Below are 24,512 nucleotides of genomic sequence, written 5' to 3' on the forward strand. Positions count from 1 at the left end.
CCTATACCTTTAAAGCTTATTGATCGCAATCATTCGGAAAAATGAGTTCAAAGCAAATACCATCTGGAGTGTTGTAAGCCAAATATTCACCTTGATGAAGGGTCATAATTGAGGCAACGATGGATAAACCAAGACCTCCAGTTTGGCTGCTTTGATGGCGACTAGAAATACATTGATAAAAGCGTTCAAACAGAGAATCAAGATGCTCGTTTGCAATGCTCGTATCACTGGTGATCACATATAAACTAGTCGTGGAGCTTGGTTCATTTTGTTGGTTGTTTCGACTGCCAATATAGATCTGACGTTGCAAACCACCATGTGTCAGTGCATTCGAAATTAAATTATAAAGTGCTCGTTGCAGTAATTCTGGATCAGCCAATATTTGGGTTTGTTCTAACTGCAAAATAAACTGGCAAGCTTGTTCTTCAGCTTGATGCTCAAAAATGTCACAAATCGTCTCAACCAAGTTGGGTAGATCGACCCATTGTTTATTTAACATCACCATCTGACGATCCGCACGTGCAAGAAACAGCATACTATCAATCATTCGTTTTAGGCGTTGGTAATCTTCTAAATTTGAATACAGCAGTTCTTTGTATTGCTCATCTGTACGCTCACCCATGAGCATGATTTCCGTTTGTCCAATCAGGTTGTTGAGTGGAGTCCGAAATTCATGTGCAATGTCTTCTGAGAATCGGTTGAGCTGCTGGTATCCGATTTCAATTCGGTTCAGCATGGTATTGATGTCTGCTGTCAGTTGTTCAATTTCTGATGGAGCTTGATCAAGCTGAATTCTTTGCTGCAATTGATGGACATTGATTGCCTGAGTTTGTTGTTGCAGTTTTCTTAAAGTACTGAGTCCAAAATGGCTAGCCAGAGCAGATAATATAAAAATCAGTACAACCCCGATGCTCACTGAAACCAATAAACCGTTACGGAATGGTTCAAGAATATTGAGACGTTCAGACCATTGCTTGCCTGCAATGAGCACATAAGGCTTTTGATGAATGTTGATCGTTTTCCATGACAAGCGTGTTGGGTGTTCGGTCTGAGTCAAATCTGTAAATTGGATGCTGCTTGAGGTTGCCAATTTGGGAAGGGGAATATTTAAGGGATTAATATCAATTAGACGTTGATTATGATCCATTAAAATAAACAAGTTATCTTGGTTGCCTAACATATTTTGATAGAGCTTAGGACGAGCAACAATTTGATTTATATTTTCACTATCTTGTAGAAGTATTTCGAGTCGTTCAATTCGGTTCGTCAGAGCACGATCTTGTTGGATAATTAAAATTTGATTAATCCCAACATAACTAAACATTGCCACTACGCATAAAACGAGAGCGCTGCAAAAAGTCACCAGTAGGGTGAGTCTCAATTCTAATGAGCGAAAGATATGATTCATCATGCTTGAACCGATAGCTTATAACCTAAGCCCCGAATCGTATGAATTAATTTTAAATCATGTCCATCATCAATTTTGCTGCGTAAGCGACGTACAGCAACATCGATAAAGTTAGTATCTGTATCAAAGTTAATATTCCAAACTTCTGAGGCAATTTGGCGGCGCGTAATAATTTCATCTTGATGCAGAAGCATAAATCTAAGTAGGTTAAATTCCTTCTTACTGAGGTCGATTAATGTATCTTCTCGCCAAACTTTGTGTTGTGTTAAATCCATCTTTAATGATGCAATCGAGAGCTCATTTTCTTGATTATATTGTTGGCGCCTTAAAAGACTTTTGACGCGAGCAAGTAATTCGATATAGGAAAATGGTTTTGCTAAATAATCATCTGCACCTAGTTCTAAGCCTTTGACACGATCTAAAATCTGATCCTTTGCAGTTAGAAATATCACGGGAACCTTAGAAAATTGGCGAAGTATTTTCAATACATCCCAGCCATCAAGATCAGGCAACATTACATCTAAAATCACCAAAGAATAGGATTTCATTTTTAATCTTTCCAAACCTTCTAGTCCTGAATGGACGCACTCCGCTGTATAGCCTGACTCAATTAAGCCTTTTACTAAATAAGACGCGATCTTCGTTTCATCTTCGATAATCAGAATGCACATTTTTGTTCAGACTCTTTGTGAACATGACAATTTTGTAATGTGATTGTCATGCTGTAGCGGAATGGATTTGTTTAAGATTTTCAAAGCATATCAGGCAGGAATCAATATGAATAAGCTTAAAATTCTTGGTTTAACGCTACTGTTCAGTAGCACTGTTGCACACTCTATGGAGTTGAAGCAAGTTTATTCATTGGATATTCAAACAGCCAAAGTATTAGTCAATGAAGCTGAGCGCGTATGTAAAAACATTCAGCAAAATATTGCGGTCGCAGTTGTTGATCAAGGTGGTAATACACTTTATGCACACCGCCATGAGTCGGTGGGTCCACACAATTTAGATGCTGCAGAGCAAAAAGCATTTACAGCATTATCAACGAAAACAGCAACCTTGGCTTTGAGTCAAACAGCAAATAGCAATCCTGATGCAAAAAATTTAACTACCGTTTCTAAGCTGCTGTTATTGGGTGGTGGATTACCTATTCGATACCAAAATCAAGTGGTCGGAGCGATTGGTGTTGCTGGAGCAGGCGGTGCTAAAAACGATGATTACTGTGCTACATCAGCCATTCAAATATTGAAAAATCTGTGAGGAGTTTGTGATGTTAAAGAAAATCTTACCTTATTCGCTTATCTTATTCAGTTCAGCGGCATTTGCTGAACAGAACCCATTGAGTGTCCATGTTCTTAATTTAGAAAATGGTTTACCTTCAGCAAATGTTGAAGTTGTTCTTGAAAAAAGTTCTGGTGATCAGTGGATTAAGTTGAATCAGAAACTTACGGGTGAAAATGGGAGGATTACTGCGCTATATCCTGAGAACAAAGCGTTGGAAAAAGGGGTTTACAAAGTGACCTTTAAAACTGAGGCTTGGTTCAATCAACAAAAGCAACAGACCTTTTTTCCAGAAGTTCCTGTGATTTTTAAAGTGGATGGAACGGTTAAACATTATCATATTCCTTTATTACTCAGCCCTTATGGTTATTCAACTTATCGCGGAAATTAGTACAAATATTGGCTGCTTTGGCAGCCTTTTGTTTAATCAGTTTTCTTGTTCTACTTTTTCAGTGTTACACATAATTGTAAATCTATATTTTTTATTTCAATCACTTAGATGAAAAATTAACAGTCTGTTAATACTTATAATATTTCTTACAACCCGTTGTTAGACAGACTTTGATCTATAGGGCATAGTCTAATCAGGAATTATTATTAAATGAGGAATACTATGAATAAGGTGACAGTGGTCGTAAAAGACCAAGAAGAAAATGAATCAATTGTAATTGCTCAGCTTAATGACCTTGAAGATAAAGACATTCCTTTTTTTAAGCGAGTGGAACATATTGAGGTAGATGGTGAAATTATTCATCCAAATATCGATTTGCTCTTTGAAAATGAGGCAGATGGAAAAATTTATAAACTTGTTGCTCCAGTAAATGATAAACGCTTTATATAAATCTTGATGAAATAAAAGAAACCACTTAAATCAAGGTTAAGTGGTTTCTTACTGAAATATCTTTTATTGATCATGAGTCTTTTATATGAATTATTTGCTTAATATCTGAATGTGTTGCTTGTACTGTATAAATTTACACGAACGGAAACTTGTTTCGTATCTGAGCTAATTTGCATAAATGATTTTACTGAATCGGATTTAGTCCTTGAATAATATCTTGAAATTCAGAACCATTGAGCCAAAAAGATTTCTTTAAAAATAAAGTTGTCATAATACTTTCAGCCGCCTCACTATTGGGGCTGTCACAGAATAATCCATAACAACTACCCAAAACGGTATTGTTTTCAATGAGACGAATAAAATAAGCGTGTTTTTCGTCAGCATAGCCAAGAATAGCATCACGTTGATTGTTCATTTTTCATGTCTCCACATCAAAAAATCTTGAATAAAACCTAACTGCTGAAAAGATCAAAATAATCAATCTGTTAAATCAAATACTATCAAAGCATAAGTTGCCTAAATATATGATTTAATTATCGAAAGTTGGTTTGTTTGACATCCTTGTTAACTTAAACAAGCCAAAATCTGATCTATGAAATTTATTCTTATGCAAAATTAATTTTTCGTCAACTTGAATTTGTAACTTTTTCAAGTTAGATTAAATAAAGGCGATGAAAACAAGGGAGGGGTGAGTTATGTCCAAAAAAACTGAGTTTGAACATGGTGGGGCTCGAACCAACGCTGGTCGTAAAGCTCAATTTAGCGAACCCACTAAAGTAATACGTGTTCCTGAATCACAAGTTGATTTCATTAAAAACTGGTTATTGAATAATGCCAAGACAGGTATCAATACCGATCTCAGTACTTCTTTGAAAGTTCAGAGTGTTCAAGCAAAGAATGATCGAATTTACCATATTCCTTTGGCGACGGAACGTGTTGCAGCAGGTTTTCCATCGCCTGCACAAGACCATGTTGAGCAAGCTTTGGATTTAAATGAGTTTTTAATTAGAAATGAAAACTCGACATTTATCGTAAAAGCAAATTCCTTGTCCATGTTGGATGCTGGCATTGATATTGATGATCCCTTGGTAGTAGATCGAAGTATCCCTGCAAAGTCTGGCGATATCGTCATTGCACTAATTGATAATGACTTTACGGTAAAGCGTTTAATGATTGATCATCATTTCAGTCCACCCAAAGTTTGGTTAAAAGCTGAAAACCCTGATTATCAAAATATTTATATACAAGAGGGACAGGAGTTGGTGATTTGGGGCGTCGTGACCTATAACTTAAAGCCGATGAGGTGATCCCATGCCATTGCCACAACGTATTTTTGCCTTGATTGATGTGAATAATTGTTATGTGAGTTGCGAGCGCGTATTCAATCCGAAGCTAGAAAAGCATCCTGTTGTGGTACTTTCAAATAATGATGGCTGTGTAGTATCGCGTTCGCATGAAGCAAAACAATTGGGTATCAAGATGGCGGTTCCCTTTTTCCAGATCGAAGATATTATTCGAAAGCATCAGGTTGCCGTTTTCTCAAGTAATTATGCGCTGTATGCAGAAATGTCACGGCGATTTATGAATATTTTGGGTAGTTTCGTTGCTCCATGTGAACAAGAAATTTACTCGATTGATGAGTGTTTCCTTGAGTTAACAGCATATCAGCATCATTTCGATTTAACTGAATATGCCCAAACCATCCTAACAACCATAAAAAACTGGTTAGGATTACCTTGTTGTATAGGCATTGGATATTCCAAAACACAGGCAAAAATTGCAAATCATTTAGCAAAAAACCATCGATGTTTTAACAGTATCTGTAATATGGTTGATGAAGATCCTTGTGTGATCGAGGATTTATTGAGTCATACCGCAGTGGGTGAGGTGTGGGGCGTAGGTCGTAAGATTCGCCAACGTTTAGAAGTGATGGGTATTCATTCAGTTATGGATTTGGTTGAAGCAGATCCAAAAATGATAGGAAAACATTTCTCTGTTGTTTTGGAAAATACAGTTAAAGAGTTGCGTGGCATCGCCTGTTTAGAAATTGAAGACGTGTTGGCTGATCGACGACAGGTATTAAGTAGTCGTTCTTTTGGGCAATTAATTCAAGATAAAAATAGCCTAAGCGAAGCATTGACTGAATTTACCTTAAGAGCAGTTGAACGGTTACGGAAGCAGAAACTTCTATGTAAGGCGATCGGTGTCAGTATCCGTACAAATCGTTTTAATAAAGCAGAGAATTATCGTCCATTTACAGTGGTGTATTTGGCTGATTATAGTGATGATCGTTTAGAGATTTTGAAGGCTGTGCAAATAGGATTAGACCGAATTTATCAAAAAGGTTACCGTTATAAAAAAGCAGAAGTCATTTTGTTAGATATCATTCCACAACATAGTCATGCTGTTGATTTATTTCATGATACAGATGAGATGCTGGCACGTAAAAGTTTATCGATGACATTTGATCATATCAATGAAAAATTTGGTAAAGATAAAATGACGCTTGGGCGTTTGATTACGCCAAATGGACGAGCTTGGGCGATGTCTCAGAGCTTCAAATCTCCTAGCTATTTAACAAAATGGAATGAAGTGCTCAGAGTTAGCTAGATTTTTTGAGCAATATAAATGTGGGGCTTAGGAAGTTAAAGAGGATTGTTACGGAGTAATTTAAGCAAATCGAGATATAAATTACCGTTCCGATGATTGAAGCGATACTCCGTTTCTTTAAGATGCAAATAAAACATCTTTTTGTCAATTCCATTAAACTTGACGAGTCGCTTTTTAGCATATCCCCAGAATGATTCTATGCCGTTAATATGACGCTCCCCGCATGCAAATTCGTTGTCCCCATGATTCACTCTTAAATGTTTGTCAAAACCAATATCAACTAAACCATCATAGCCTCTCCATCCATCTGTATTGATCACAGAATCAAGCTCTATCTGCCCCCGAATAATACCCTGTAGCGTAGCTTTGGAGCAATCAGGCACAATTTCTGTGTATACGTTTCCATCTCTTTTGAGTAGTCCAAATACAATGGTTTTTCCTGATGCACCACGTCCACGTTTTCCTCGAATACGACGAGCACCAAAGTAGGATTCATCAAGTTCAACGATACCGTTGAAAGGAGATATTTCCTCACATTGAGCCGCAATCTTTTTACGCAACCTGATGTAAATTGTATTGATGGAACGTACAGAAATATTGGTGAGTTTAGCTGTATCTGAAGCAGTTAAATCCATGACAAAAAAGCAAATGATCTGTCTGAATTTTGCCTCTGTGATTCTTGAACGGGAATAGTATCTATTTTTTGCTTTCATATAAGGAAGTTACCATACTTTTTGATATGCTTAACTTCCTAAGCCCCTAAAATACTTATGCCAAGCAAGAGCAAAACAACGATAGCAAAAAGGATTAGCATAGATTCAGTCCACCTTTTCATTTGAGCATTCGGTCCAGACTAGTAATAAAAAGAGAAAGCGACAAAATGATGAAAAAGTTGGGATTAGTCGATAAATGGAAGAACCTAAGAAATTTGTTTCTTTATCTAAGTGAAAATAGATTTCAAATCTTGAAAGATGACTTGATCAGAGAAGGGTAACTGGATAAAACGAAGCCATAAAGGGGGAAGCCGTTTATGGTAGACTATGCAGCATTACAAGTATTGTGATGATCTAACGTGGTAGAAAGAGTAGTAAAATGATTGGGCAGCAAAGAAACATACTAGCAGCGATAGGAATTGATATTTGGATTCCTAAAGATGTTGTGTGTGAAAAAAATACTGCTGCACATCTATGGCGAGATCAGGTTGTTGAAAATAATACACCTATTGAAGAAATTTCCTTCGCATCAGATCTTGTTGAAGCGCATGATTTAGAACCAATCATCTCAGAACCAATTGTTGAAGTTCAATCACAACCACAAGAAATTACGCCTAAACCAATTCTTCGAGAGGCAACGACAGCTAAACCGCAGATAGTTGTTGAAGGTTCTGTACAGTCATTTGAATTACAAATGTATGTCTTAGAGAACTGTTCAATTTTGGTTGAGAGCAGTCAATTAAATGCTGAACAACAGCAACTTTGGCAAAATATTCAAAAAGCTAAACTTGGCTACTATGCTGAGCTAAAGTGGCCATTTCCTTTAGCTGAATTTCAGGACAGTCGTTTTTTACCATCCTATATTCAAGGATTTTTAGATGCGACTTCAAATAACAAGAAAATATTATGTTTAGGAAAACTTGAATTTATTCAACATTCTAATATTTTACATTTAGCCAGTTTAGAAGAAATGATTTCACAACCTCTACTTAAAAAACGGTTGTGGCAACTTATGCAATAAGGTTCGGAACTCTTATCATGAAGAAAGTCGTTGTATTCAGCCAAATCGATCAGGATGTATTACTCAAGTTACAGCAAGATTATCAAGTGGTCGTGCTGAATCCCAAAATGGGTGATATTAATGAGCAGATCCGAACAGAAGTTGCTGATGCTGACGCGATGATAGGAGCAGGTCGTTTACTTAACGAAAATAATTTAGTGACAGCACAAAAACTCAAAATTATTTCAACAGTTTCAGTTGGTTATGATAACTACGATATTAATTATTTAAATCAAAGAAAAATCTGGCTTGCTAATACACCTCATGTATTAACCGAGACGACTGCTGATTTAGCATTTAGTTTACTGCTGAGCGCAGCAAGAAAAATCCCTCAATTAGATGCGTGGACAAAGCAGGGACAATGGAAGCGTACAGTATCAACTGAACAGTTCGGTATGGATGTTTTCGGTAAAACTTTAGGGATTATCGGGTTAGGGCATATCGGCGCAGCAATTGCTCGACGAGGTTTTCATGGCTTTAACATGAATATTTTGTATCACAATCGCCGTGAAAAAATAGAAGTTGCAGAAGCATATAATGCTCAATACTGTGGTTTAGATCGACTGTTACAACAGTCTGATTTCATCGTGGTGGCTGTAGATTTAAATCAAGAATCTAAAGCTTTAATTGGTTCAGCTCAATTTGATTTAATGCAAAAACATGCTGTGTTCGTCAATATTTCACGTGGTTCTGTAGTAGATGAGTCAGCATTGATCGATGCATTACAACAAAACAAAATTTTTGCAGCAGGCTTAGATGTGTATGCAAAAGAACCTTTGCAAGAATCACCATTATTCCAACTACCAAATGTGGTGACTGCCCCTCATATTGGTTCAGCAACTCTCGAAACACGCAAAAAAATGGTTCATCTTGCCTATCAAAATCTTATTGATGCACTTGAAGATCGACAACCTCGTTATCTAGTCAATCCTAAGTTTGAATAAATTCTTACATGTTGATTGCTGAATTATTCATCTAGTCTAGCATTTTAAACTGGCTATTATTGGTACACTTGCGCCCTTTGAAATTGCGTTTGGGGTTGTTGTGTTCGAGAAATTAGCTGAACAAACTTTGGGTTTGATGGGGTGGGAAATTGATAATCACTGGGACTTGGATATTGACCAATGTGTCATGATCGCGGCGCCACATACCAGTAATTGGGATGCACTATATGCACGATTAGCATTGAAAGCTTTAGGTGTAAATGTTCGTTTGACGATCAAAGACAGCTATATGAAATTTCCATTTGGTCCTTTTGTGCGTGCGATGGGCGGAATAGGAATAGATCGCAGTGCTAAGCAAGAAGGTCAGGAAAGACCAAGCATGGTTCAGTTGATGAGTGATCTATTTAAAACACATCCTAAACTTGTGATGCTTGTAACACCAGAAGGAACACGTGCGAAACAAGAACAATGGAAAACAGGTTTTTATCATGTTGCTGTGAATGCAGGTGTACCTATTGCATTGGCATATATGGATTATGCAAAAAAGAAAACAGGTATTGGTAAAATTGTTTATCCATCAGGTGATTATCAAAAAGATATGACTGAGATTATGGCTTTTTATGCAGAAATTAATGCTAAATTTCCAGGGAAATTCAGTATTGATCAACGTTATTCGCCTGACAAGTAATTCTTTAGAATTTCAAAAATCATAAAGTAAGACAGGATTTTCCTGTCTTTTATAACACTTCGTTGCAAATTTCTCCTAAATCAAATGGTATATTAAATTTTTCCAGTAGAATCATAGAGAAACCACTTGAGACCGTTGCTGCTCGCATGTGGCTTATTTGCCACGACTCAACTTAGTCATACACAGGTCTTTTTACCTCCGCAAATTTCAGGTCAAACTGAAATACCTGATATCGGTAGTGGTGTCGGGTTGCTTGATCAGCAAAAAGAAAAACTGATCGGAGAGAAAGTCTATCGGGAAGTGCGTCGTCAAATGCCAACTGTACAAGATGCATGGTTGGAAGATCAGTTTCTTCAAGTGTTTTCAGGTATTCTCAGCCAAACTCAGCTTGGGCAACCGATTGGTCTAGTGGTGATTAAAGACCCTCAAATCAATGCTTTTGCAGTTCCTGGTGGTCTTTTTGCATTAAACACGGGTTTAATCACTTCTGCGAAAAATATCGATGAGATTGCTGGTGTTATGGCTCACGAGATAGCACACGTTTCGCAACGTCACTATAGCCGATCTCAAGAAGCCTTCAAAGGGCAAGGATTGCTTGCTTTAGCAGGTATCCTCGTAGGAGCTGCGATTGCTTCACAAGCTGACGGTGATGTTGGCTCTGCTGTAATGCTAGGTACTCAAGCTGCCTTAATGGATAAGCAATTGAGTTATAGTCGTAATCAAGAGCGTGAAGCGGATCGTATCGGTATGCAATTTATGTATTCCTCTGGTTACAATCCACAAAGTATGGCTGACTATTTCGAAACGATGCATCGTGCTACTAGCCGAGTCAGTTTCCTACCAGATTTCTGGTTTACCCACCCATTAACCACGGAACGTATGAGTGAGGCACGATTACGTGCAAACCAGTTACCTCGAGTGAAACCAAAAATTTATGATCTCGATTTTGATATCATGAAATGGTACACCTATGTCGTATCAAATCAGGCGACAGAAAATCAGCTTCAAGCTTTGGCTAATCAAAAGAATATTGCGGGATTACTTGCGATCAGTAAGTTTTATTTAGAGCGAGGTGATTATGCACAAGCCCAGACCAGCCTTGATCAAGTCAAATTAAAATTAAAAAATCACGTACTTATTCCATTGATCCAAACGGATATTTATCTAGGTCAAAATAAAATTGATCTGGCTTATAACAGTATCAATTCAATCCAACGCACTATGCCTGAAAATCGTGCTTTATCTTATAAATTAGCGGAAGTGCTTATAAGACAAGGTAAAGCAGCTGAAGCCCAAACCTTAGTACAACGATTTATACATAAAAATCAAAGAGACGTGGAGGGGTGGCAACTATTACAACAGGCAACCAATCTAGATAAGAGTTCACCTTTGCAAGCGATCAATGTTTTATGTTATCGAGCAGAGGCTGAATATTGGTCAGGTCATGAAGAAAATGCTATAAAATCAATGCTACATGCCCAACGTTTGGCGAAAGGTAATATGGCGATGTCAGCAAAAATTGATTCGCGTTTAAAACAAATGCAAGATGATCGCCGAATGAAAATTTAATAATTGAGGAAAATAATGATAAAAGGACAGTGTTTATGTGGAGCAGTTCAATATCAATATGATGGGGAAATCGAACAGAGCATTTTGTGTTATTGCCAGCATTGTCAACAAGCTCAAGGTAGTATCGCAGGCTGGAATAGTCCAATTGATCAAACCAAATTCCAATTCATATCTGGACAAGATCAGTTAAAAGAATACTTACATACTCCCAATAAAGCTCGTGTGTTCTGCCAGAATTGTGGAAGTCCAATTTATTCGTATCGTACTGATCTACCCAATATTATTCGTTTGCGTTTGGGCTCTGTTACAGAGGGCAAACTTCCTGCACCAAAGGAAGAATTTTTTACTGAGCATAAGCCAAATTTTCTTGAATTAAGATAAGATGTCCTGCGTAAGGAATAACTGAGAAGTTAAAAGATTTATGAAAAAGATTTTTATTTTTATTTTTGCAATAAGCATGATCGGGGTGAGTTCAGCGAGTTCTGTTGAACAATATGTAAATTCTGTAGAGAAGATTACTGCAAATTATGCGCAGGATATGCGTGGTTTTCTGCGTAGTTTAGATCCTCAACTTTCGCGTTTTAGTCCTGAACAGCAGGCAAAATTCTGTGGTATTACCAATCAATATGTGCAGGATTTATATCAAGCAATTGAACGTAATCGATCATCTTTGACTGGACAATATGCGACGATGACGAAACAAGAAGTGATTAATCAAGTTGCAGAATCTAAAGAAATGCAAATGCTGAAAAAATACAATATTCAGTGTAATTTTAATTGATATAGATAGATGGGTTCATTTAAATGAATCCATTTACATTAATATAGAGAGGGGGATAAAAGCAGCTTAGCTTAATTTTGCTTTGATTTTAGCAGATACTTGTGCAGGATCGGCACGCCCGGCTATGATCGGACGTAGAGAATTCATCACCTTACCCATATCTTTCATGCTAGTAGCTTCTTGAGCAGCAATCGTTTGCTCAATGATAGAATCAAGTTCTTCCTCAGTCATAGCTGCTGGTAGAAATTGAGAAATAACCTCAACTTCGGCTTGTTCTTTACTAGCTAAATCATCTCGACCAGCGCCAGAAAAGGCCTTGATCGATTCTTTACGTTGTTTAATTTGTTTTTCAATGACCGCAAGAACCTGAGCATCGTCAAGCTCAATGCGCTCATCGACTTCGATTTGCTTAATTGCTGCTTGTAGACCACGAATGACCGTTACTGTTGCCATATCTTTGGCACGCATTGAAGTTTTTAATACGTCAGTAATTTGGTCTTTTAAAGTAGTCATAGTCTTTTCAGCAATCAATCACAAATTAATTAGTAAAGGCGAGTAGTACGTACAGATTCGCGAGTCAATTTCTTTTGATAACGCTTAACTGCTGCAGCTTTTTTACGCTTACGTTCTTGAGTTGGTTTCTCATAGAATTCGCGCTTACGAACGTCAGCTAAAACACCCGCTTTTTCGCATGAACGTTTGAAACGACGGATAGCTACGTCTACTGGTTCGCCTTCTTTCAACTTAACTTGTGGCATGTAAAATCCTCTAAGATTATGGATAAGACCCAATGCACGATTGCACTAGATCGCAAGTGAAGGTCAGTATTTTACTCATTTACAACTCAGATCACAAGTCTATAATAGCTTCGATATTATTTTTGATCGTTGTAAAGGCAGTTTAATGATTGTTTTGGGCTTAGAAACTTCGTGTGATGAAACTGGGTTAGCACTCTATGATAGCGAGCTCGGCTTACGTGGACAGGTTCTATATAGTCAGATCAAACTGCATGCTGAATATGGTGGTGTCGTTCCTGAACTTGCATCACGTGATCATGTACGAAAAATGATTCCTTTGATTAATCAGTTGCTTGAGCAAAGTGGGGTCAAAAAACAAGAAATAGATGCAATTGCATATACACGCGGACCAGGACTCATGGGAGCGTTAATGACAGGTGCATTATTTGGTCGCACTTTGGCTTTTGCATTTAACAAACCAGCCATCGGTGTACACCATATGGAAGGTCATATGCTTGCGCCTTTACTTTCTGAAACGCCACCAGAATTTCCATTTGTAGCCTTACTAGTTTCAGGTGGTCATACGCAACTGATGGCAGCTCATGGAATTGGTCAATATGAATTACTTGGCGAGTCGATAGATGATGCGGCGGGTGAGGCATTTGATAAAGTTGCAAAAATGATGAAATTGCCGTACCCAGGTGGTCCTAATATTGCCAAATTAGCTTTGCAAGGTAATTCACAAGCATTTGAATTTCCTCGCCCGATGTTACATCAAGGCTTGGATTTTTCATTTAGTGGTTTGAAAACTGCGGTTTCTGTTCAGTTGAAAAAATTGGGTGAAGAAAATCGTGATGCAGATATCGCAGCTTCTTTCCAAGAAGCAATCGTTGATACTTTGGTTAAAAAATCAGTGAAAGCTTTGAAGCAAACTGGTTTGAAACGATTGGTGATTGCTGGAGGTGTGAGTGCAAATGTTCGCTTACGTGAGCAATTAGAAACCTCTTTGAAAAAGATCAAAGCGCAAGTTTATTATGCTGAACCTGCCTTATGTACAGATAATGGAGCAATGATTGCCTTTGCTGGTTATCAACGTTTAAAAGCAGGGCAACAAGATGGTTTGGCGGTCACAACTACACCTAGATGGCCGATGACAGACTTAGAACCGACCTGATATTTGGTCGGTTAAATATCTTCTGTTCTAAGTTAAGACATTTAAAGATCAAATCATTGATTAATGTGTAGCTTGAAGCTCAGGAGCTACAGCTATCGTGTTAAAGTGTCGAATAAATTATTTATTTTGATGAGCTAAAACTCATAGCGGAGTACAAGTTGAAGATTTCTTATATTTTTACATGTGGTCGATTAGAATCTTTATATAAGATTCTATGCCTCATTCAACAAGGTGATGAGAACGAGACATCAAAAGAGAAAGTGATTGAACAATATAAAAAAGATCTTTCTTTGGGCCGTTCATTTGAAGAAACTGAACTTTATCAATTAATTGAACAAAGTGAAGAAAAAATCATTATCAATCGTTTGAGTAATATTCTTCGAGATAAACCAGCTCAACAGAAGAAAGAATTTGATTTTCAAGAATATAAAACAGGTGCATGGTCTGAACTAAGCGACTATAAGCTAGCGGTTAGATTCTCGAATGCCAAAACACTTTTGAGTGAAAAGCATTTTGAGAAAACTGGTGAATATATGACCAGTCGTGGTATTGCGAAATTAACTGGTTTCAATCCAGCGAATATCAAAAATATGTTGCAGCATAAAAGAAGTGTGGTGAAAAAAATGTTATTTACTTTGGAAAAATTAGCGCAAGAATATTGATCTAAGTAACTAACGTATTAGAAAAAACAGATGCAGAGAAAGTTTATTTTCTGCATCTGCGATTTAAATTTTTATATTGAATTATTGATCATAGCTCTATGCTATTTAATATTGGTTGAAACTCGAAATTATTTTGGACGGTCTGTTTTAGACAACACGGCTAAACAAACAAAAATCAAAACCATGCCAACCCAACCAATCGGTGCTAATTGCTCACCGACTAAAAGAACTGCGAATAAAGCAGCAACGAGTGGCTCGAATAAAGTAAGCGTAGTTGCTGTGCTTGCGGAGATTGTTTTTAGCGCATACCCAAATAGTAGATAGCCAAGAAACATTGGAATCAACATCATATAGGCAACAACATAAAGATTTACAGACTCATCAAAGAGGTTTGAACCCGTAAAAAATAATGTTGGTAATAAGATTAAAGCGCCAAAACCAAAAATTAAACCCATTGATGCTTTTGAATCTACACCTCGATCAATCATTTTTTTAGCAGCCCATGAGTATAGTGAATAGGTGAGAGCTGCAATCAATCCGAGAATGATTCCAATGGTTTTTTGATCTGTCGAAATGCTTTGTGTTGATCCATGAGAGTGTGTTTCACCCACAGATAAAAGTAATACTCCGATAACACCAAAAATAAAACTAATAAACCATTTCAATGAAAGTGCTTTTTTATCGAAAAATTTTTCTAACAAAGCTGTAAATAATGGTGCTGACCCAATTGAGACTACCGTTCCAATCGTAATTCCAGCCATACGCATTGAGCTGTAAAAAGCGAGAGGATAAATGGCTACTGAAATCATTCCAATCAGAAGCAAAGGGTAGTAAAACTTGATTTGTGGTAGATGATCTAAAATCTTTTTATGAGCGAGCAAGGCTTGTAGTAATCCACCACCACCCATTGCAATCGCTCCTATTGCAAGAGGGCTTAAATTAGGCGCATAAGATGCCGCAGTTCCAGTAGTACCCCATAAAATTGAGGCAATCAAAACTGCAATAAAACCAGAGTGGGAGCTGAGGTTTGAAGTTTTGCTATTCAATTTTTAATCTCTTGTTCTAATAATCGTTGAACCATTTGCTTCGCTGCAAATACTTTGATGCTTGAGCTTTCTAAACCAGCTCTAGCAATTGAGCCTTCTAAAATAAAAGAAATTAAAAGAGCAAGTTCTTGGACTTTGTTGGAATCTTCAAATTGTTGCATTAGATACCCAGCAACAATGTTTTCAATTTCATCTTTATGCTTTTTGACTGCTAGACGCTCAGGACTATGAGCAGGAAACTCAGCTGCTGCATTTAACAAGCCGCAGCCCCTAAACCCTTTTTCATAGGCAAACTCTGCATGATCATGGTAAGCATCAAAAATAGCGAGAATGCCATCAATAGGTGAGTGAATTTGAACTTTCCTTTTTTCAAATAATTCTAACCATTCTTGATGACGGGCTTCGATGTAGCAGCTAATCAAATCTGATTTCGTGGGGAAATTATTATAGAGCGACATTTTCGCCACTTGCGCTTTGTCTGTAATGCTATTAATGCCAGTATTGGTAATCCCATCGTTATAAAACAGGATAGATGCTGCATCTAATATCTTTTGTTTGGCTGACTTTGTGCTCATGGTTTTGTATTGGGTATACCGATCTACCTAATATTATAGAAAAGTAAACTAATCTGCTAGCGAAATTTGTTTGTTTTAGATGATTATCGGAAATGTTAGAAAGAGAAGTATGCTGACTTACCAGGTGGTGTTGTTTTATAGTCACATGAAATTTATATGGTTTTTCTAATTGACATCAGAGTTCTTTGACAACGCAATTGTTTCCTAGTTTTTATAAAATTTAATGAAGAAGAAACAATTGCGAGTGCTATTAAGAAGCAAGTTAAGTATCTGAGGCGTTTATGTTTGATCTTTATTCGCTAACTTTTCTAAATTTTTTGAACCAATCCAGTGTTTAGAAAATTGGTATGCTGCACGACCAGAACGTTGCCCTCGTGCTTGACACCATTTCAAGCTTTCGCCTCGAACAATATCGTTATATTCTAAGCCTGCTTTAACAATGTAATGTTCAACGATTTGCAAATATAGTTGCTGGTCCATTGGGTAGAATGAAAGCCACATTCCAAAACGATCTGAAAGAGATATTTTTTCTTCAATCGCTTCTTGTGGATGTAATTCAGTGTATTGAGGTACGTCTACTTTCCGTACTGGGGTATTTTCATGCATAAATTCAGGTAAAAGGTGACGACGATTACTCGTCGCATAAATAATAAAATTGCTCGAACCTGATTGAAGAGAACCATCTAGCACGCTTTTCAAACTTCGATAATTTTCATCTTCTGCGTTGAATGCTAAATCATCACAATAAACAATAAATTTCTCAGGACGTTGTTCAATGAGTTTTTGAATTTTGGGTAAATCGGATAAATCATCGCGTTCTATTTCAATTAAACGTAGTCCTTGATCAGAGTATTCAGTTAGTAAAGCACGAACAATTGAGGATTTTCCTGTGCCACGAGAACCTGTTAATAAAACATCATTGGCAGGTAGACCATTTAAAAATTGCAAGGTGTTTTGAATGATTTTATCTTTTTGACGCTCTATTCCTTTTAGATCTTCCAGATACATTTTTTTAGGTTGTTGTATGGCGATCAGTTCTTGATTTTCCCATTTAAATGCGATTGCAGAAAAATCAGTCGGTTGCTTCGGTTGTGGCAGAACATGCTGTAATTGAGTCAAAACATTCGACAAAGATGCAAGAATAGATTCTGGTAAGTCTAAGATAGCCATAAAAACACACAAAACTCAGTGATTAATGAAGATTGATACTAGCACTGCTTGCACGAAAATAAAGGAAATATCATCAAAACGATGCACAATAACAAGAATTTATACTTGATTGTTTAAGTAGGTTTTTGCATTGTATAAGTGCATGAATAGAAAAATGAAGACGGGATAGGACAGACGATGCTAAACAAAGTAAGAGAAAAGAAAAATAGCTATCAAAAACATCGGGTTGATGTCCTAAAAGAGGATTTGCAGCATGCTAGAAGTTATCAACAATGGAAGGAAATCGCGCTAAAACTGGATGAGGAATCTGGCAGAGAGGAGTGGAAGTACGATAATCAGTCGCCCTATTTTGATGCCGAAGCATTATCAAATCGATACACCTTATTAAAAAAATATCGTACTCAACATCGAACACTCGATTTAATTTATGTTCTCCGTGAAGGATTATCTTATGATTTTGCAAATATTGGTCATCCGATGTTATTTGCTGAAACATATGTAGGAACAAAAAAAATTATTGAAAACTATGTAGAACTTGTGAGTGATTGTTTTCAATATCTTGCCTCGAGCGAATGTATAACTTTTCAATTAAAAGAGAAAATTCAATTCTTTGAAGAATGCCAAAAAGCCTATGGACAACCAGCCCTCATGTTTTCTGGAGGGGCAACTTTGGGTTTGTTTCATACAGGCGTGTGTAAAGCATTATTTGAGCAAGATTTGATGCCAAGTGTTCTGTCTGGGTCGAGTGCTGGAGCGATTATGACAGGTATGCTTGGTGTTTCAAAGAACGATAAGATCCCTGAGTTGCTTGGTGGACAGCATTTTTTTAGTGATGCATTCCGTTTTCGCACCGTGACTGAGCTAATTAAGGGGCATGGTGGTTTGGCTGATGTGATGTATCTCAAAAAATTCTTAATGAATAATTTGGGTGATTTAACTTTTGCTGAGGCATATCAACAATCTAAACGACATATTAATATTGTCGTAGCACCGCATAATACTGCTCAAAATCCTAGAATTATGAATGCATTAACTGCACCTAATGTTTTGGTTTGGAGCGCAGTGTTAGCATCTTGTGCCGTACCTGTATTATTTCCGCCTGTGCATCTAACCAGTAAGCGTTACGATGGACAACACACACCCTATATGGCAAAGACAAAATGGGTGGATGGGAGTATGCGTAGTGATTTTCCTCAGGAAAAAATGGCGCGTCTTTATAATATTAACTACACCATCGCCAGTCAGGTGAATCCTCATATTGTGCCATTTATGCAGAGCGACTCAGATCGTTTTCGTAGAGATGTATTAAGTTGGCCTCAACGCATTGTCCGTCATCAAGGGAAAGCGATTGCGATGGAAGTGATGGATTTAACACGAAACTATATGGGAGGTTTTTTCCCAATCCGTCGAGTACTTGATCATGGCTATGGCATACTTGGACAGCGTTATTATGGTGATGTAAATATCATCGCTAAATATGGTTTGCGCCACTATAACTATATGTTAAAAAATCCTCGACCTAGGATTTTCAAGATTTTGCAGCAAGAAGGTGAGCGAGCAACATGGCCAAAAATCACCTCAATAGAAACGCATGCGCGGATCGGTAAAACAATAGAACATTGTTTGGCATCATTACGTAAGCAAGAAAATAAGCAGCAGAATGAATTCTATTATGTTGATCTCTGACTTAGATCATTCGTTTGATGAGATAGCGTTGCAGACCAAACAAAAAAGCCATTCATATGGACGGCGTTTATATACATTAACTCAAGGTCATAAAAAATATTGGCTAAAGTTTCATGTTGAGCAACACAACCAAGTTTTAGAAGATTCATTTAACGCCGAATTAGAGTTTTATCGCCAAAATAAGATTGCTAGTTCGGATTTTTTAGTCCCTTATAGGGTTATTGATTTATCCAATCTGAATTTTTTAAATGAAATGAGGCAAAGTGGAGAAGGACTATTAACGTTAGATACGAACGATTTTTTTATAAAATTTAATCCTGAAAATGATCTGCATGAGATCAGAAAACAAATTTTACTTGCTTTAAATGCCCTTGAAGCACTTCATCAAAGTGGTTGGATACATGGTGATCTGAAATCAGAGCATTTTAGGCGTTATTTAGATACTTGTAGATTGATTGATTTTGAGCAGAGTCAACGAATTATTAGTCCGAAGAAATTATTGACCGCGACACCGCATTACATGGCACCTGAACTGTTTCATGGTCAACCCAAGTCTGTACAAAGTGACTTATACGCTTTTGGAATTATTCTATATGAATGGCTCTGTCAATCGAGATTATCTGCAAAAACCTATCATGATTGGGCAATACTGCATTGCCAAGAGTTGCAGATCAAACTTCCAGATTCACTAAAGTGCTTTTTGCCGATACTTGATGGTTTATTAAAGAAAAAAATTGATGAACGCTTTGGCTCAGTTACAGAGCTAAAAAATGCGATTCGAACAATAAATTTGTTGTAAAAATAAACATAAATCTTTGATTTGAATATTATATGTTCACTTGAATTGGTTTTTTATCAGAAAGTCTTGTCATAAAGCCGCTTTGTCACTAATATGCATACCCATCGGGGGCGTGGCGAAATTGGTAGACGCACTGGATTTAGGTTCCAGCGCCGCAAGGTGTAAGAGTTCGAGTCTCTTCGCCCCCACCAAATTTAAGAAGCAAGGTTATCTTGCTTTTTTTATGGTTAAATCAGAAATGAATTAATCATGCGGTTATAGAGGATTGGTGTAATGGTAGCATGACGGTCTCCAAAACCGTTCGTCAAGGTTCGAGTCCTTGATCCTCTGCCAAATTAATAAAAAGCCTTTGTTAAATACAAGGGCTTTTTTATTTGGTTAAAAATTTCGTTTGCTCATGAAAAAAGCATTAGCTTTCAGATGCATGGTTTTTTTATAAAAAAGGCTTGTCAGCAAGAAAGTTTATCACTAATATACACATCCATCGGGGGCGTGGCGAAATTGGTAGACGCACTGGATTTAGGTTCCAGCGCCGCAAGGTGTAAGAGTTCGAGTCTCTTCGCCCCCACCAAATTTTAAAAAGTAATCTTTTACTTTTTAGTGATTAACGACTAAATAAGTTAATCAAGCTGTTATAGAGGATTGGTGTAATGGTAGCATGACGGTCTCCAAAACCGTTCGTCAAGGTTCGAGTCCTTGATCCTCTGCCAAATTAATAAAAAAGCCCTTGTTTGATACAAGGGCTTTTTTATTTCGGAGTATTTTGAAATTAATTTACTTTGATGAGTATTCACTAAAAATTTTAATGAATACACTCAATGTCTAAATATTTTAGAAAAATGAACTTAACCTTAGTCTAATAAATAAATTTAGAAATTTTATCCGCTGTTTGGATAACCATCTCTGCAATTTCATTTTTAAAATAGTGTTCTTCATAGGTTGCTAAAGGGCAACTTACAGACAATACAGCAGTCATTTTTCCTGTAGATTGTTTGAAAATTGGAGCGCCACAAGCTGCCATATCATGATTGTAATGTCCCCAACTGACCATAGATCGCTGTGTTTTAACAAAATTCAGGCGTTGAAGTAGCTCTTTAAGATTTTTTGGGGTGAGTTCAGAAAAAGTTTCCCATTGATTGAAATTTTTATAGCGATCACGGATTTCAGTTTCAGATAAGTCTGCTAATAGCATTTGTCCAATCACAGTCGCATGGGCAGGCCAGCGAGTGCCTAGACCTATATTGCTGGTAAATGTTCCATTCGATTGCACATTGTTGATAAAGACAATATGTGTACCTTCTAAAATGGACAAATGTACTGCAAGTTTAGTTTGATCGCGTAGTTCCTTCATCAACGGTGTTGCTAAATCTAAAAGAGATTGTTTAGACAAACTGTTGAAGCCGAGTTCCATCACCTTTGAATCAAGTGCATAGGTTTTTTGAGATGCTTTTCTAAGGAAGCCACATGATTCTAATGTGTAAATCAGACGGAAAGCACTAGAACGATTTACATCCAAAATTTCAGCGATCTCAGTGATCGTCATTTCTTGGGTTTGTTGATCAAATGCCTGCAAAATTGCTAAGCCTCGTACCAAACCGGGTACTAAATAGCGATCATCATTTTTTGTGAGTTCAGATTCTTGAGAGTCTGTTTCTATCGTTTGGTTCATCAGCTTAATTTTCCTATAAAAACGCAAAGCATTACAAATTTAATTTTCTTAAGAATCTATTCTAACTGCAAAGTAGAGTTAAAAGATAGTTTTATATATAAAACAAAATTTTCTAAGTAAAACGTAAATGAATGTGTAATAAATATCAAGCTTATGATTTTAAACAATATATAGTTTTACAAAAAAAACATCATAGGAGTATTCTTTATTAAGGTTTGTTATATCAAATAATGTTTTATATATAAAACAGGTGAGGATGCAAGGATGAGTTGGATCTCAGTTTGTCAGCAAGACGACATATGCCAATACTGGTGCAAGCTGGTTACGTCTCTCGATTCCTTATCGCAAAGATTTTGGTCCAGGTGGCGAGTTCTGGATTGATGTCGCAATCCATCCAAGTTTAGGTTATTGCATTCAGTCATGGGCAAATGCGCAGAACCAAGCAATTGCAGCTGCAAAATCGATGTTGGGCATGGAAACAGAATATACCGATATTCCTTGGTTATGGTCAGATCAGTACCACTTCAATATTCAAATACTAGGTAGTTACCAACCTGAAAGAACAGAACAGATTGTGGTGAGAAAAAGTGCAGATGATCAATGTAGTTATCTGTATTTAGATCATCAAAATTGCTTAATCAATATGATTGCAATCAATGATTCAAAATTAATCAAACTGGCTAAACGTTGGATGCAGTCCAATACCGTATTAGACCCAAAATTATTAGCAGACCCTAAATTTAATGTCATGAAATTAAAACCATAAACATTTAATTCCGGTTCATAACTCAATCGAAGGAATGAAGTATGAGTAATGAAGAGAAAAGTGGATTTAAGCATTGGGTTCCTGCTTTTGTCCTGATGGTATGTGTTGTTCTCGCATTTTTCGACAAGATTAGTATTGCGGTTCTATTTGCAGACCCACACTTTCAGGGTGCAATGGGAATTGCTGAAGATAAGGCGAAACTGGGTTGGCTAAACACACGTATTGCGCGTTTTGAAACACGTAAATATGACTTCGATGCGTTGAAGTTCCAAGCAGATTACGACCCGAAATATCGTCGTGCGCAAATGCGTTATATGGGAACTGGAGCAACAGGCGTAGTCAATGATGGCAATACAGTTCCAGCCGAAAACTTTACCTTTTCAACCATGGTGTTACCTGCGCAATGCGAAGGTCCATTGCATATCCACCACGATGTGGAAGAAGTGTTTTTCATGTTACGTGGTGAGATTGATCTGTTCATTGAGCATAACGGTGAGAAATTTCAAACCAAATTGAAAGAGCGTGATCTGATTTCAATTCCACCGGGTATTTATCGTGGTTTGTTTAATCCAGGTCAGGAAGATGCCTTGATGTGTGTGATGTTAGGTGCTGGAAAACCAACTATTCCAAACTATCCACCTGAGCATCCATTGTCTCAAATCAAACGTTAATCAAAGCGATTAAATATAACAAAGGAATGAAATGATGACTTTGATTGACACTTTAGCCCAATACCCAGTGAAAACCATTGAGATTGATGGTCAGGTACAAGCCTATCGCGAAGCTGGACACGGACAAGCACTGATTCTTTTACATGGTATCAGCTCAGGTTCTGCTTCATGGGTCAATCAGCTTGCTGTACTCAGTCATCATTTTCATGTGATTGCTTGGGATGCGCCAGGTTATGGCTTATCTGAGAACTTAGATACGGAGCAGCCAAATGCAACCAATTATGCTCAGCGAGTACTAGCGATTATGGATGCATTGGCGATTTCTAAATTCATCATTATAGGTCATTCATTAGGTGCATTACAGGCAAGTGCTTTTGCCCATCTTTACCCTGAACGAGTTGAAACCCTAATCATTGCCAATGCGGCGCAGGGTTATCAACGCTCGGATGAGGATACCAAAGCACAGGTTTATCTGAAACGCCCAAATATGTTGAAAAGCTTGGGCAATGCGGGGATGGCGGCAAGCCGTGGTCCACATTTAATTTATAAACAAGACCCTCAAGCACTGGCATTGGTCAGTGAGGTGATGGGGCAGCTTACTTTAGACGGTTTTACGCGAGCATCATATTTGTTGGCGTATGACGAGATTAGAAATTATTTAACAGATCTCAAAGTTCCTTGTGTGGTGATTGCGGGTGATAAAGATGAAATCACGCCTGCTCAAACCATCATGTAATTGGCGATAGAAATGCAATTGAGCCGATGTCATCTCATTACAGATGCAGGTCATCTGAGTTGTGTCGATCAACCTGATCAGTTTAACGACATTGTTTTATCGGCAAATTAATTAGAGAGATATGGATATGAGCTTCCAAGTTGAAGGAAAAGTAGTAGTTGTAACAGGTGGCTCGTCAGGCATTGGTTTGGCTGCTGTGGAAATTTTAGTTGCAGAAGGTGCAAAGGTCGCGTGGTGTGGTCGAGATGAAGCGCGTTTAGCCGCATCGAAACTTTATATTTTAGAGAAATACCCACACGCCAATATTTACACCAGTACCTGCAATGTTTTGGATAAAGAAGACGTTAAACGATTTGCACGAGATGTAAAGCAAAACTTAGGTAATGTCGACATGTTGATCAATAACGCGGGTCAAGGTCGTGTGTCGAATTTCGAAAATACCCAAGACGAAGATTGGATGAAAGAAATTGAACTGAAATATTTCAGTGAATTACATCCCGTTCGCGCATTTTTAAATGATTTAAAAGATTCAGCATGTGGCTCAATCACCAATGTGAACTCATTGTTAGCGTTGCAACCTGAACCGCACATGATTGCAACATCATCTGCACGTGCTGCGCTACTAAATTTAACGCATTCACTGGCACATGAATTTACTCAATATGGTGTCCGTGTTAACTCAATTCTTTTGGGTATGGTGGAGTCAGCACAGTGGAAACGCCGTTTTGAAACACGTTCAGACCCAAATCTGTCATGGGAACAATGGACAGGCAATATTGCTAAAAATCGTGGTATTCCGATGCAACGTTTAGGTAAGCCCGAAGAACCTGCACGTGCCTTGGTCTTTCTCGCATCGCCTTTAGCATCCTATACCATAGGTTCAACTCTTGATGTCTCTGGCGGATTCAATAAGCATTTATAAGGTG

Annotated in this window: 27 protein-coding genes, 4 tRNA genes and 3 pseudogenes; 24 read left to right on the forward strand and 10 right to left on the reverse strand. The window is 37.5% G+C overall.

The genetic code is table 11. The features are described from left to right. Nucleotides 1-16: 16 nt before the first annotated feature. Both Q9Q86_RS03160 and Q9Q86_RS03165 read right to left on the reverse strand, forming a co-directional pair. Nucleotides 17-1,411 carry a heavy metal sensor histidine kinase gene (locus Q9Q86_RS03160; protein ID WP_112986781.1) on the reverse strand — a complete coding sequence of 465 codons (1,395 nt, stop codon included), beginning with the start codon at nucleotides 1,409-1,411 and terminating at the stop codon, nucleotides 17-19. Next, nucleotides 1,408-2,079: a heavy metal response regulator transcription factor gene (locus Q9Q86_RS03165; protein WP_075696305.1), complete on the reverse strand. Its 672-nt coding sequence runs from the start codon at nucleotides 2,077-2,079 to the stop codon at nucleotides 1,408-1,410. The genes Q9Q86_RS03160 and Q9Q86_RS03165 overlap by 4 nt, the downstream gene beginning before the upstream one ends. A gap of 106 nt (nucleotides 2,080-2,185) precedes the next feature. Here Q9Q86_RS03165 and Q9Q86_RS03170 point away from each other — a divergent pair, with 106 nt between their 5' ends. From Q9Q86_RS03170 to Q9Q86_RS03180, 3 genes are all read left to right on the forward strand, one after another. After that, nucleotides 2,186-2,668 (forward strand): heme-binding protein, encoded by a 483-nt coding sequence (locus tag Q9Q86_RS03170; RefSeq protein WP_075696891.1) that lies wholly within the window; start codon nucleotides 2,186-2,188, stop codon nucleotides 2,666-2,668. Between the two features lie 10 nt (nucleotides 2,669-2,678). Then, a complete protein-coding gene (gene uraH, locus Q9Q86_RS03175; RefSeq protein ID WP_004913226.1) occupies nucleotides 2,679-3,080 on the forward strand; it encodes a hydroxyisourate hydrolase in 402 nt (133 codons plus the stop codon). 222 nt (nucleotides 3,081-3,302) lie between these two features. Beyond that, complete coding sequence (locus Q9Q86_RS03180; RefSeq protein WP_004913223.1) at nucleotides 3,303-3,530, forward strand: hypothetical protein; 228 nt, start codon at nucleotides 3,303-3,305, stop codon at nucleotides 3,528-3,530. A gap of 184 nt (nucleotides 3,531-3,714) precedes the next feature. Here Q9Q86_RS03180 and Q9Q86_RS03185 read toward each other — a convergent pair whose 3' ends face one another. Further along, nucleotides 3,715-3,945: a hypothetical protein gene (locus Q9Q86_RS03185; protein WP_004913221.1), complete on the reverse strand. Its 231-nt coding sequence runs from the start codon at nucleotides 3,943-3,945 to the stop codon at nucleotides 3,715-3,717. A gap of 280 nt (nucleotides 3,946-4,225) precedes the next feature. On the opposite strand from Q9Q86_RS03185, the gene Q9Q86_RS03190 reads away from it, so the two are divergent. After that, entirely contained in the window at nucleotides 4,226-4,837 is a 612-nt protein-coding gene (locus Q9Q86_RS03190; RefSeq protein WP_004953212.1) for a LexA family transcriptional regulator, read from the forward strand. Between the two features lie 4 nt (nucleotides 4,838-4,841). Further along, entirely contained in the window at nucleotides 4,842-6,140 is a 1,299-nt protein-coding gene (locus Q9Q86_RS03195) for a Y-family DNA polymerase (protein ID WP_039046937.1), read from the forward strand. 35 nt (nucleotides 6,141-6,175) lie between these two features. On the opposite strand, the gene Q9Q86_RS03200 is transcribed toward Q9Q86_RS03195, so the two are convergent. Then, nucleotides 6,176-6,853 carry an IS1595-like element ISAju1 family transposase gene (locus Q9Q86_RS03200; RefSeq protein ID WP_305156076.1) on the reverse strand — a complete coding sequence of 226 codons (678 nt, stop codon included), beginning with the start codon at nucleotides 6,851-6,853 and terminating at the stop codon, nucleotides 6,176-6,178. Nucleotides 6,854-7,232: 379 nt separating this feature from the next. Between Q9Q86_RS03200 and Q9Q86_RS03205 the strand changes: the two genes are divergently transcribed. The 6 genes from Q9Q86_RS03205 (at nucleotide 7,233) to Q9Q86_RS03230 (ending at nucleotide 11,895) form a co-directional block, all read left to right on the forward strand. Next, nucleotides 7,233-7,874: a hypothetical protein gene (locus Q9Q86_RS03205; RefSeq protein WP_112986166.1), complete on the forward strand. Its 642-nt coding sequence runs from the start codon at nucleotides 7,233-7,235 to the stop codon at nucleotides 7,872-7,874. Nucleotides 7,875-7,891: 17 nt separating this feature from the next. Further along, entirely contained in the window at nucleotides 7,892-8,857 is a 966-nt protein-coding gene (locus Q9Q86_RS03210; RefSeq protein WP_039048299.1) for a D-glycerate dehydrogenase, read from the forward strand. 100 nt (nucleotides 8,858-8,957) lie between these two features. After that, a complete protein-coding gene (locus Q9Q86_RS03215; RefSeq protein ID WP_112986165.1) occupies nucleotides 8,958-9,545 on the forward strand; it encodes a 1-acyl-sn-glycerol-3-phosphate acyltransferase in 588 nt (195 codons plus the stop codon). A 126-nt stretch (nucleotides 9,546-9,671) separates the two neighbouring features. Then, the gene (locus Q9Q86_RS03220) at nucleotides 9,672-11,114 is read left to right on the forward strand and encodes a M48 family metalloprotease (protein ID WP_039048297.1); all 1,443 of its coding nucleotides are present in this window, start codon (nucleotides 9,672-9,674) and stop codon (nucleotides 11,112-11,114) included. Nucleotides 11,115-11,129: 15 nt separating this feature from the next. Beyond that, the gene (locus Q9Q86_RS03225; RefSeq protein ID WP_112986164.1) at nucleotides 11,130-11,495 is read left to right on the forward strand and encodes a GFA family protein; all 366 of its coding nucleotides are present in this window, start codon (nucleotides 11,130-11,132) and stop codon (nucleotides 11,493-11,495) included. Between the two features lie 40 nt (nucleotides 11,496-11,535). Next, complete coding sequence (locus Q9Q86_RS03230; RefSeq protein ID WP_039048296.1) at nucleotides 11,536-11,895, forward strand: hypothetical protein; 360 nt, start codon at nucleotides 11,536-11,538, stop codon at nucleotides 11,893-11,895. Between the two features lie 66 nt (nucleotides 11,896-11,961). Here Q9Q86_RS03230 and Q9Q86_RS03235 read toward each other — a convergent pair whose 3' ends face one another. Together Q9Q86_RS03235 and rpsU are read right to left on the reverse strand one after the other, a co-directional pair. Further along, nucleotides 11,962-12,408 carry a GatB/YqeY domain-containing protein gene (locus Q9Q86_RS03235; protein ID WP_004913195.1) on the reverse strand — a complete coding sequence of 149 codons (447 nt, stop codon included), beginning with the start codon at nucleotides 12,406-12,408 and terminating at the stop codon, nucleotides 11,962-11,964. A 29-nt stretch (nucleotides 12,409-12,437) separates the two neighbouring features. Beyond that, nucleotides 12,438-12,653 (reverse strand): 30S ribosomal protein S21, encoded by a 216-nt coding sequence (rpsU, locus tag Q9Q86_RS03240; RefSeq protein WP_004652785.1) that lies wholly within the window; start codon nucleotides 12,651-12,653, stop codon nucleotides 12,438-12,440. Nucleotides 12,654-12,798: 145 nt separating this feature from the next. Here rpsU and tsaD point away from each other — a divergent pair, with 145 nt between their 5' ends. Both tsaD and Q9Q86_RS03250 read left to right on the forward strand, forming a co-directional pair. Further along, the gene (gene tsaD / locus Q9Q86_RS03245) at nucleotides 12,799-13,806 is read left to right on the forward strand and encodes a tRNA (adenosine(37)-N6)-threonylcarbamoyltransferase complex transferase subunit TsaD (protein ID WP_005402918.1); all 1,008 of its coding nucleotides are present in this window, start codon (nucleotides 12,799-12,801) and stop codon (nucleotides 13,804-13,806) included. A gap of 158 nt (nucleotides 13,807-13,964) precedes the next feature. Then, nucleotides 13,965-14,468, forward strand: coding sequence for a hypothetical protein (locus Q9Q86_RS03250; protein WP_004913191.1), 504 nt, complete (start codon nucleotides 13,965-13,967; stop codon nucleotides 14,466-14,468). Nucleotides 14,469-14,596: 128 nt separating this feature from the next. Here Q9Q86_RS03250 and Q9Q86_RS03255 read toward each other — a convergent pair whose 3' ends face one another. The 3 genes from Q9Q86_RS03255 to Q9Q86_RS03265 form a co-directional block, all read right to left on the reverse strand. Beyond that, nucleotides 14,597-15,514 carry a DMT family transporter gene (locus tag Q9Q86_RS03255; protein ID WP_112986163.1) on the reverse strand — a complete coding sequence of 306 codons (918 nt, stop codon included), beginning with the start codon at nucleotides 15,512-15,514 and terminating at the stop codon, nucleotides 14,597-14,599. Continuing rightward, complete coding sequence (locus tag Q9Q86_RS03260; protein WP_112986162.1) at nucleotides 15,511-16,089, reverse strand: TetR/AcrR family transcriptional regulator; 579 nt, start codon at nucleotides 16,087-16,089, stop codon at nucleotides 15,511-15,513. The genes Q9Q86_RS03255 and Q9Q86_RS03260 overlap by 4 nt, the downstream gene beginning before the upstream one ends. 279 nt (nucleotides 16,090-16,368) lie before the next feature. Then, nucleotides 16,369-17,259 carry an ATP-binding protein gene (locus Q9Q86_RS03265; RefSeq protein ID WP_004913187.1) on the reverse strand — a complete coding sequence of 297 codons (891 nt, stop codon included), beginning with the start codon at nucleotides 17,257-17,259 and terminating at the stop codon, nucleotides 16,369-16,371. 177 nt (nucleotides 17,260-17,436) lie between these two features. Here Q9Q86_RS03265 and Q9Q86_RS03270 point away from each other — a divergent pair, with 177 nt between their 5' ends. The 6 genes from Q9Q86_RS03270 to Q9Q86_RS03295 all read left to right on the forward strand — a co-directional run bounded on the left by Q9Q86_RS03270 (nucleotide 17,437) and on the right by Q9Q86_RS03295 (nucleotide 20,454). After that, nucleotides 17,437-18,945 (forward strand): DUF3336 domain-containing protein, encoded by a 1,509-nt coding sequence (locus tag Q9Q86_RS03270; RefSeq protein ID WP_112986161.1) that lies wholly within the window; start codon nucleotides 17,437-17,439, stop codon nucleotides 18,943-18,945. Then, nucleotides 18,920-19,744, forward strand: coding sequence for a protein kinase (locus tag Q9Q86_RS03275; protein ID WP_112986160.1), 825 nt, complete (start codon nucleotides 18,920-18,922; stop codon nucleotides 19,742-19,744). The genes Q9Q86_RS03270 and Q9Q86_RS03275 overlap by 26 nt, the downstream gene beginning before the upstream one ends. A 106-nt stretch (nucleotides 19,745-19,850) precedes the next feature. Beyond that, a tRNA-Leu gene (locus Q9Q86_RS03280) sits at nucleotides 19,851-19,935 on the forward strand. 68 nt (nucleotides 19,936-20,003) lie between these two features. Then, nucleotides 20,004-20,077 (forward strand) — tRNA-Trp (locus tag Q9Q86_RS03285). A 153-nt stretch (nucleotides 20,078-20,230) separates the two neighbouring features. Beyond that, nucleotides 20,231-20,315: transfer RNA gene (locus Q9Q86_RS03290), tRNA-Leu, on the forward strand. Nucleotides 20,316-20,380: 65 nt separating this feature from the next. Then, nucleotides 20,381-20,454 (forward strand) — tRNA-Trp (locus Q9Q86_RS03295). 146 nt (nucleotides 20,455-20,600) lie between these two features. On the opposite strand, the gene Q9Q86_RS03300 is transcribed toward Q9Q86_RS03295, so the two are convergent. Beyond that, a complete protein-coding gene (locus Q9Q86_RS03300; RefSeq protein ID WP_112986159.1) occupies nucleotides 20,601-21,413 on the reverse strand; it encodes an IclR family transcriptional regulator in 813 nt (270 codons plus the stop codon). Between the two features lie 298 nt (nucleotides 21,414-21,711). On the opposite strand from Q9Q86_RS03300, the pseudogene Q9Q86_RS03305 reads away from it, so the two are divergent. The 5 genes and pseudogenes from Q9Q86_RS03305 to Q9Q86_RS03330 form a co-directional block, all read left to right on the forward strand. Next, nucleotides 21,712-21,792, forward strand: a pseudogene (locus Q9Q86_RS03305) (hypothetical protein); the annotation flags it as partial. Beyond that, nucleotides 21,793-22,179: pseudogene (locus Q9Q86_RS03310) on the forward strand (oxidoreductase C-terminal domain-containing protein); the annotation flags it as partial. A gap of 173 nt (nucleotides 22,180-22,352) precedes the next feature. Beyond that, complete coding sequence (locus Q9Q86_RS03320; protein WP_112986169.1) at nucleotides 22,353-22,850, forward strand: cupin domain-containing protein; 498 nt, start codon at nucleotides 22,353-22,355, stop codon at nucleotides 22,848-22,850. A gap of 31 nt (nucleotides 22,851-22,881) precedes the next feature. Continuing rightward, nucleotides 22,882-23,697 (forward strand): annotated as a pseudogene (locus Q9Q86_RS03325) (alpha/beta fold hydrolase). Between the two features lie 16 nt (nucleotides 23,698-23,713). Continuing rightward, nucleotides 23,714-24,508, forward strand: coding sequence for an SDR family oxidoreductase (locus Q9Q86_RS03330; RefSeq protein WP_004959529.1), 795 nt, complete (start codon nucleotides 23,714-23,716; stop codon nucleotides 24,506-24,508). The last annotated feature ends 4 nt before the right edge of the window (nucleotides 24,509-24,512 follow it).

The organism is Acinetobacter sp. A22 (assembly GCF_030913345.1).
GTDB lineage: Bacteria > Pseudomonadota > Gammaproteobacteria > Pseudomonadales > Moraxellaceae > Acinetobacter > Acinetobacter junii.

Excerpts from the sequence above, each read along its gene's own strand:
- Q9Q86_RS03190 (WP_004953212.1), top strand. The coding sequence starts at position 4,226 with ATGTCCAAAAAAACTGAGTTTGAACATGGTGGGGCTCGAACCAACGCT.
- Q9Q86_RS03320 (WP_112986169.1), top strand. The coding sequence starts at position 22,353 with ATGGGAATTGCTGAAGATAAGGCGAAACTGGGTTGGCTAAACACACGT.
- Q9Q86_RS03205 (WP_112986166.1), top strand. The coding sequence starts at position 7,233 with ATGATTGGGCAGCAAAGAAACATACTAGCAGCGATAGGAATTGATATT.
- rpsU (WP_004652785.1), bottom strand. The coding sequence starts at position 12,653 with ATGCCACAAGTTAAGTTGAAAGAAGGCGAACCAGTAGACGTAGCTATC.
- Q9Q86_RS03270 (WP_112986161.1), top strand. The coding sequence starts at position 17,437 with ATGCTAAACAAAGTAAGAGAAAAGAAAAATAGCTATCAAAAACATCGG.
- Q9Q86_RS03180 (WP_004913223.1), top strand. The coding sequence starts at position 3,303 with ATGAATAAGGTGACAGTGGTCGTAAAAGACCAAGAAGAAAATGAATCA.
- tsaD (WP_005402918.1), top strand. The coding sequence starts at position 12,799 with ATGATTGTTTTGGGCTTAGAAACTTCGTGTGATGAAACTGGGTTAGCA.
- Q9Q86_RS03165 (WP_075696305.1), bottom strand. The coding sequence starts at position 2,079 with ATGTGCATTCTGATTATCGAAGATGAAACGAAGATCGCGTCTTATTTA.
- Q9Q86_RS03200 (WP_305156076.1), bottom strand. The coding sequence starts at position 6,853 with ATGAAAGCAAAAAATAGATACTATTCCCGTTCAAGAATCACAGAGGCA.
- Q9Q86_RS03210 (WP_039048299.1), top strand. The coding sequence starts at position 7,892 with ATGAAGAAAGTCGTTGTATTCAGCCAAATCGATCAGGATGTATTACTC.
- Q9Q86_RS03235 (WP_004913195.1), bottom strand. The coding sequence starts at position 12,408 with ATGACTACTTTAAAAGACCAAATTACTGACGTATTAAAAACTTCAATG.
- Q9Q86_RS03185 (WP_004913221.1), bottom strand. The coding sequence starts at position 3,945 with ATGAACAATCAACGTGATGCTATTCTTGGCTATGCTGACGAAAAACAC.
- Q9Q86_RS03170 (WP_075696891.1), top strand. The coding sequence starts at position 2,186 with ATGAATAAGCTTAAAATTCTTGGTTTAACGCTACTGTTCAGTAGCACT.
- Q9Q86_RS03300 (WP_112986159.1), bottom strand. The coding sequence starts at position 21,413 with ATGAACCAAACGATAGAAACAGACTCTCAAGAATCTGAACTCACAAAA.
- Q9Q86_RS03225 (WP_112986164.1), top strand. The coding sequence starts at position 11,130 with ATGATAAAAGGACAGTGTTTATGTGGAGCAGTTCAATATCAATATGAT.
- Q9Q86_RS03160 (WP_112986781.1), bottom strand. The coding sequence starts at position 1,411 with ATGATGAATCATATCTTTCGCTCATTAGAATTGAGACTCACCCTACTG.
- Q9Q86_RS03265 (WP_004913187.1), bottom strand. The coding sequence starts at position 17,259 with ATGGCTATCTTAGACTTACCAGAATCTATTCTTGCATCTTTGTCGAAT.
- Q9Q86_RS03275 (WP_112986160.1), top strand. The coding sequence starts at position 18,920 with ATGAATTCTATTATGTTGATCTCTGACTTAGATCATTCGTTTGATGAG.
- Q9Q86_RS03195 (WP_039046937.1), top strand. The coding sequence starts at position 4,842 with ATGCCATTGCCACAACGTATTTTTGCCTTGATTGATGTGAATAATTGT.
- uraH (WP_004913226.1), top strand. The coding sequence starts at position 2,679 with ATGTTAAAGAAAATCTTACCTTATTCGCTTATCTTATTCAGTTCAGCG.
- Q9Q86_RS03260 (WP_112986162.1), bottom strand. The coding sequence starts at position 16,089 with ATGAGCACAAAGTCAGCCAAACAAAAGATATTAGATGCAGCATCTATC.
- Q9Q86_RS03230 (WP_039048296.1), top strand. The coding sequence starts at position 11,536 with ATGAAAAAGATTTTTATTTTTATTTTTGCAATAAGCATGATCGGGGTG.
- Q9Q86_RS03330 (WP_004959529.1), top strand. The coding sequence starts at position 23,714 with ATGAGCTTCCAAGTTGAAGGAAAAGTAGTAGTTGTAACAGGTGGCTCG.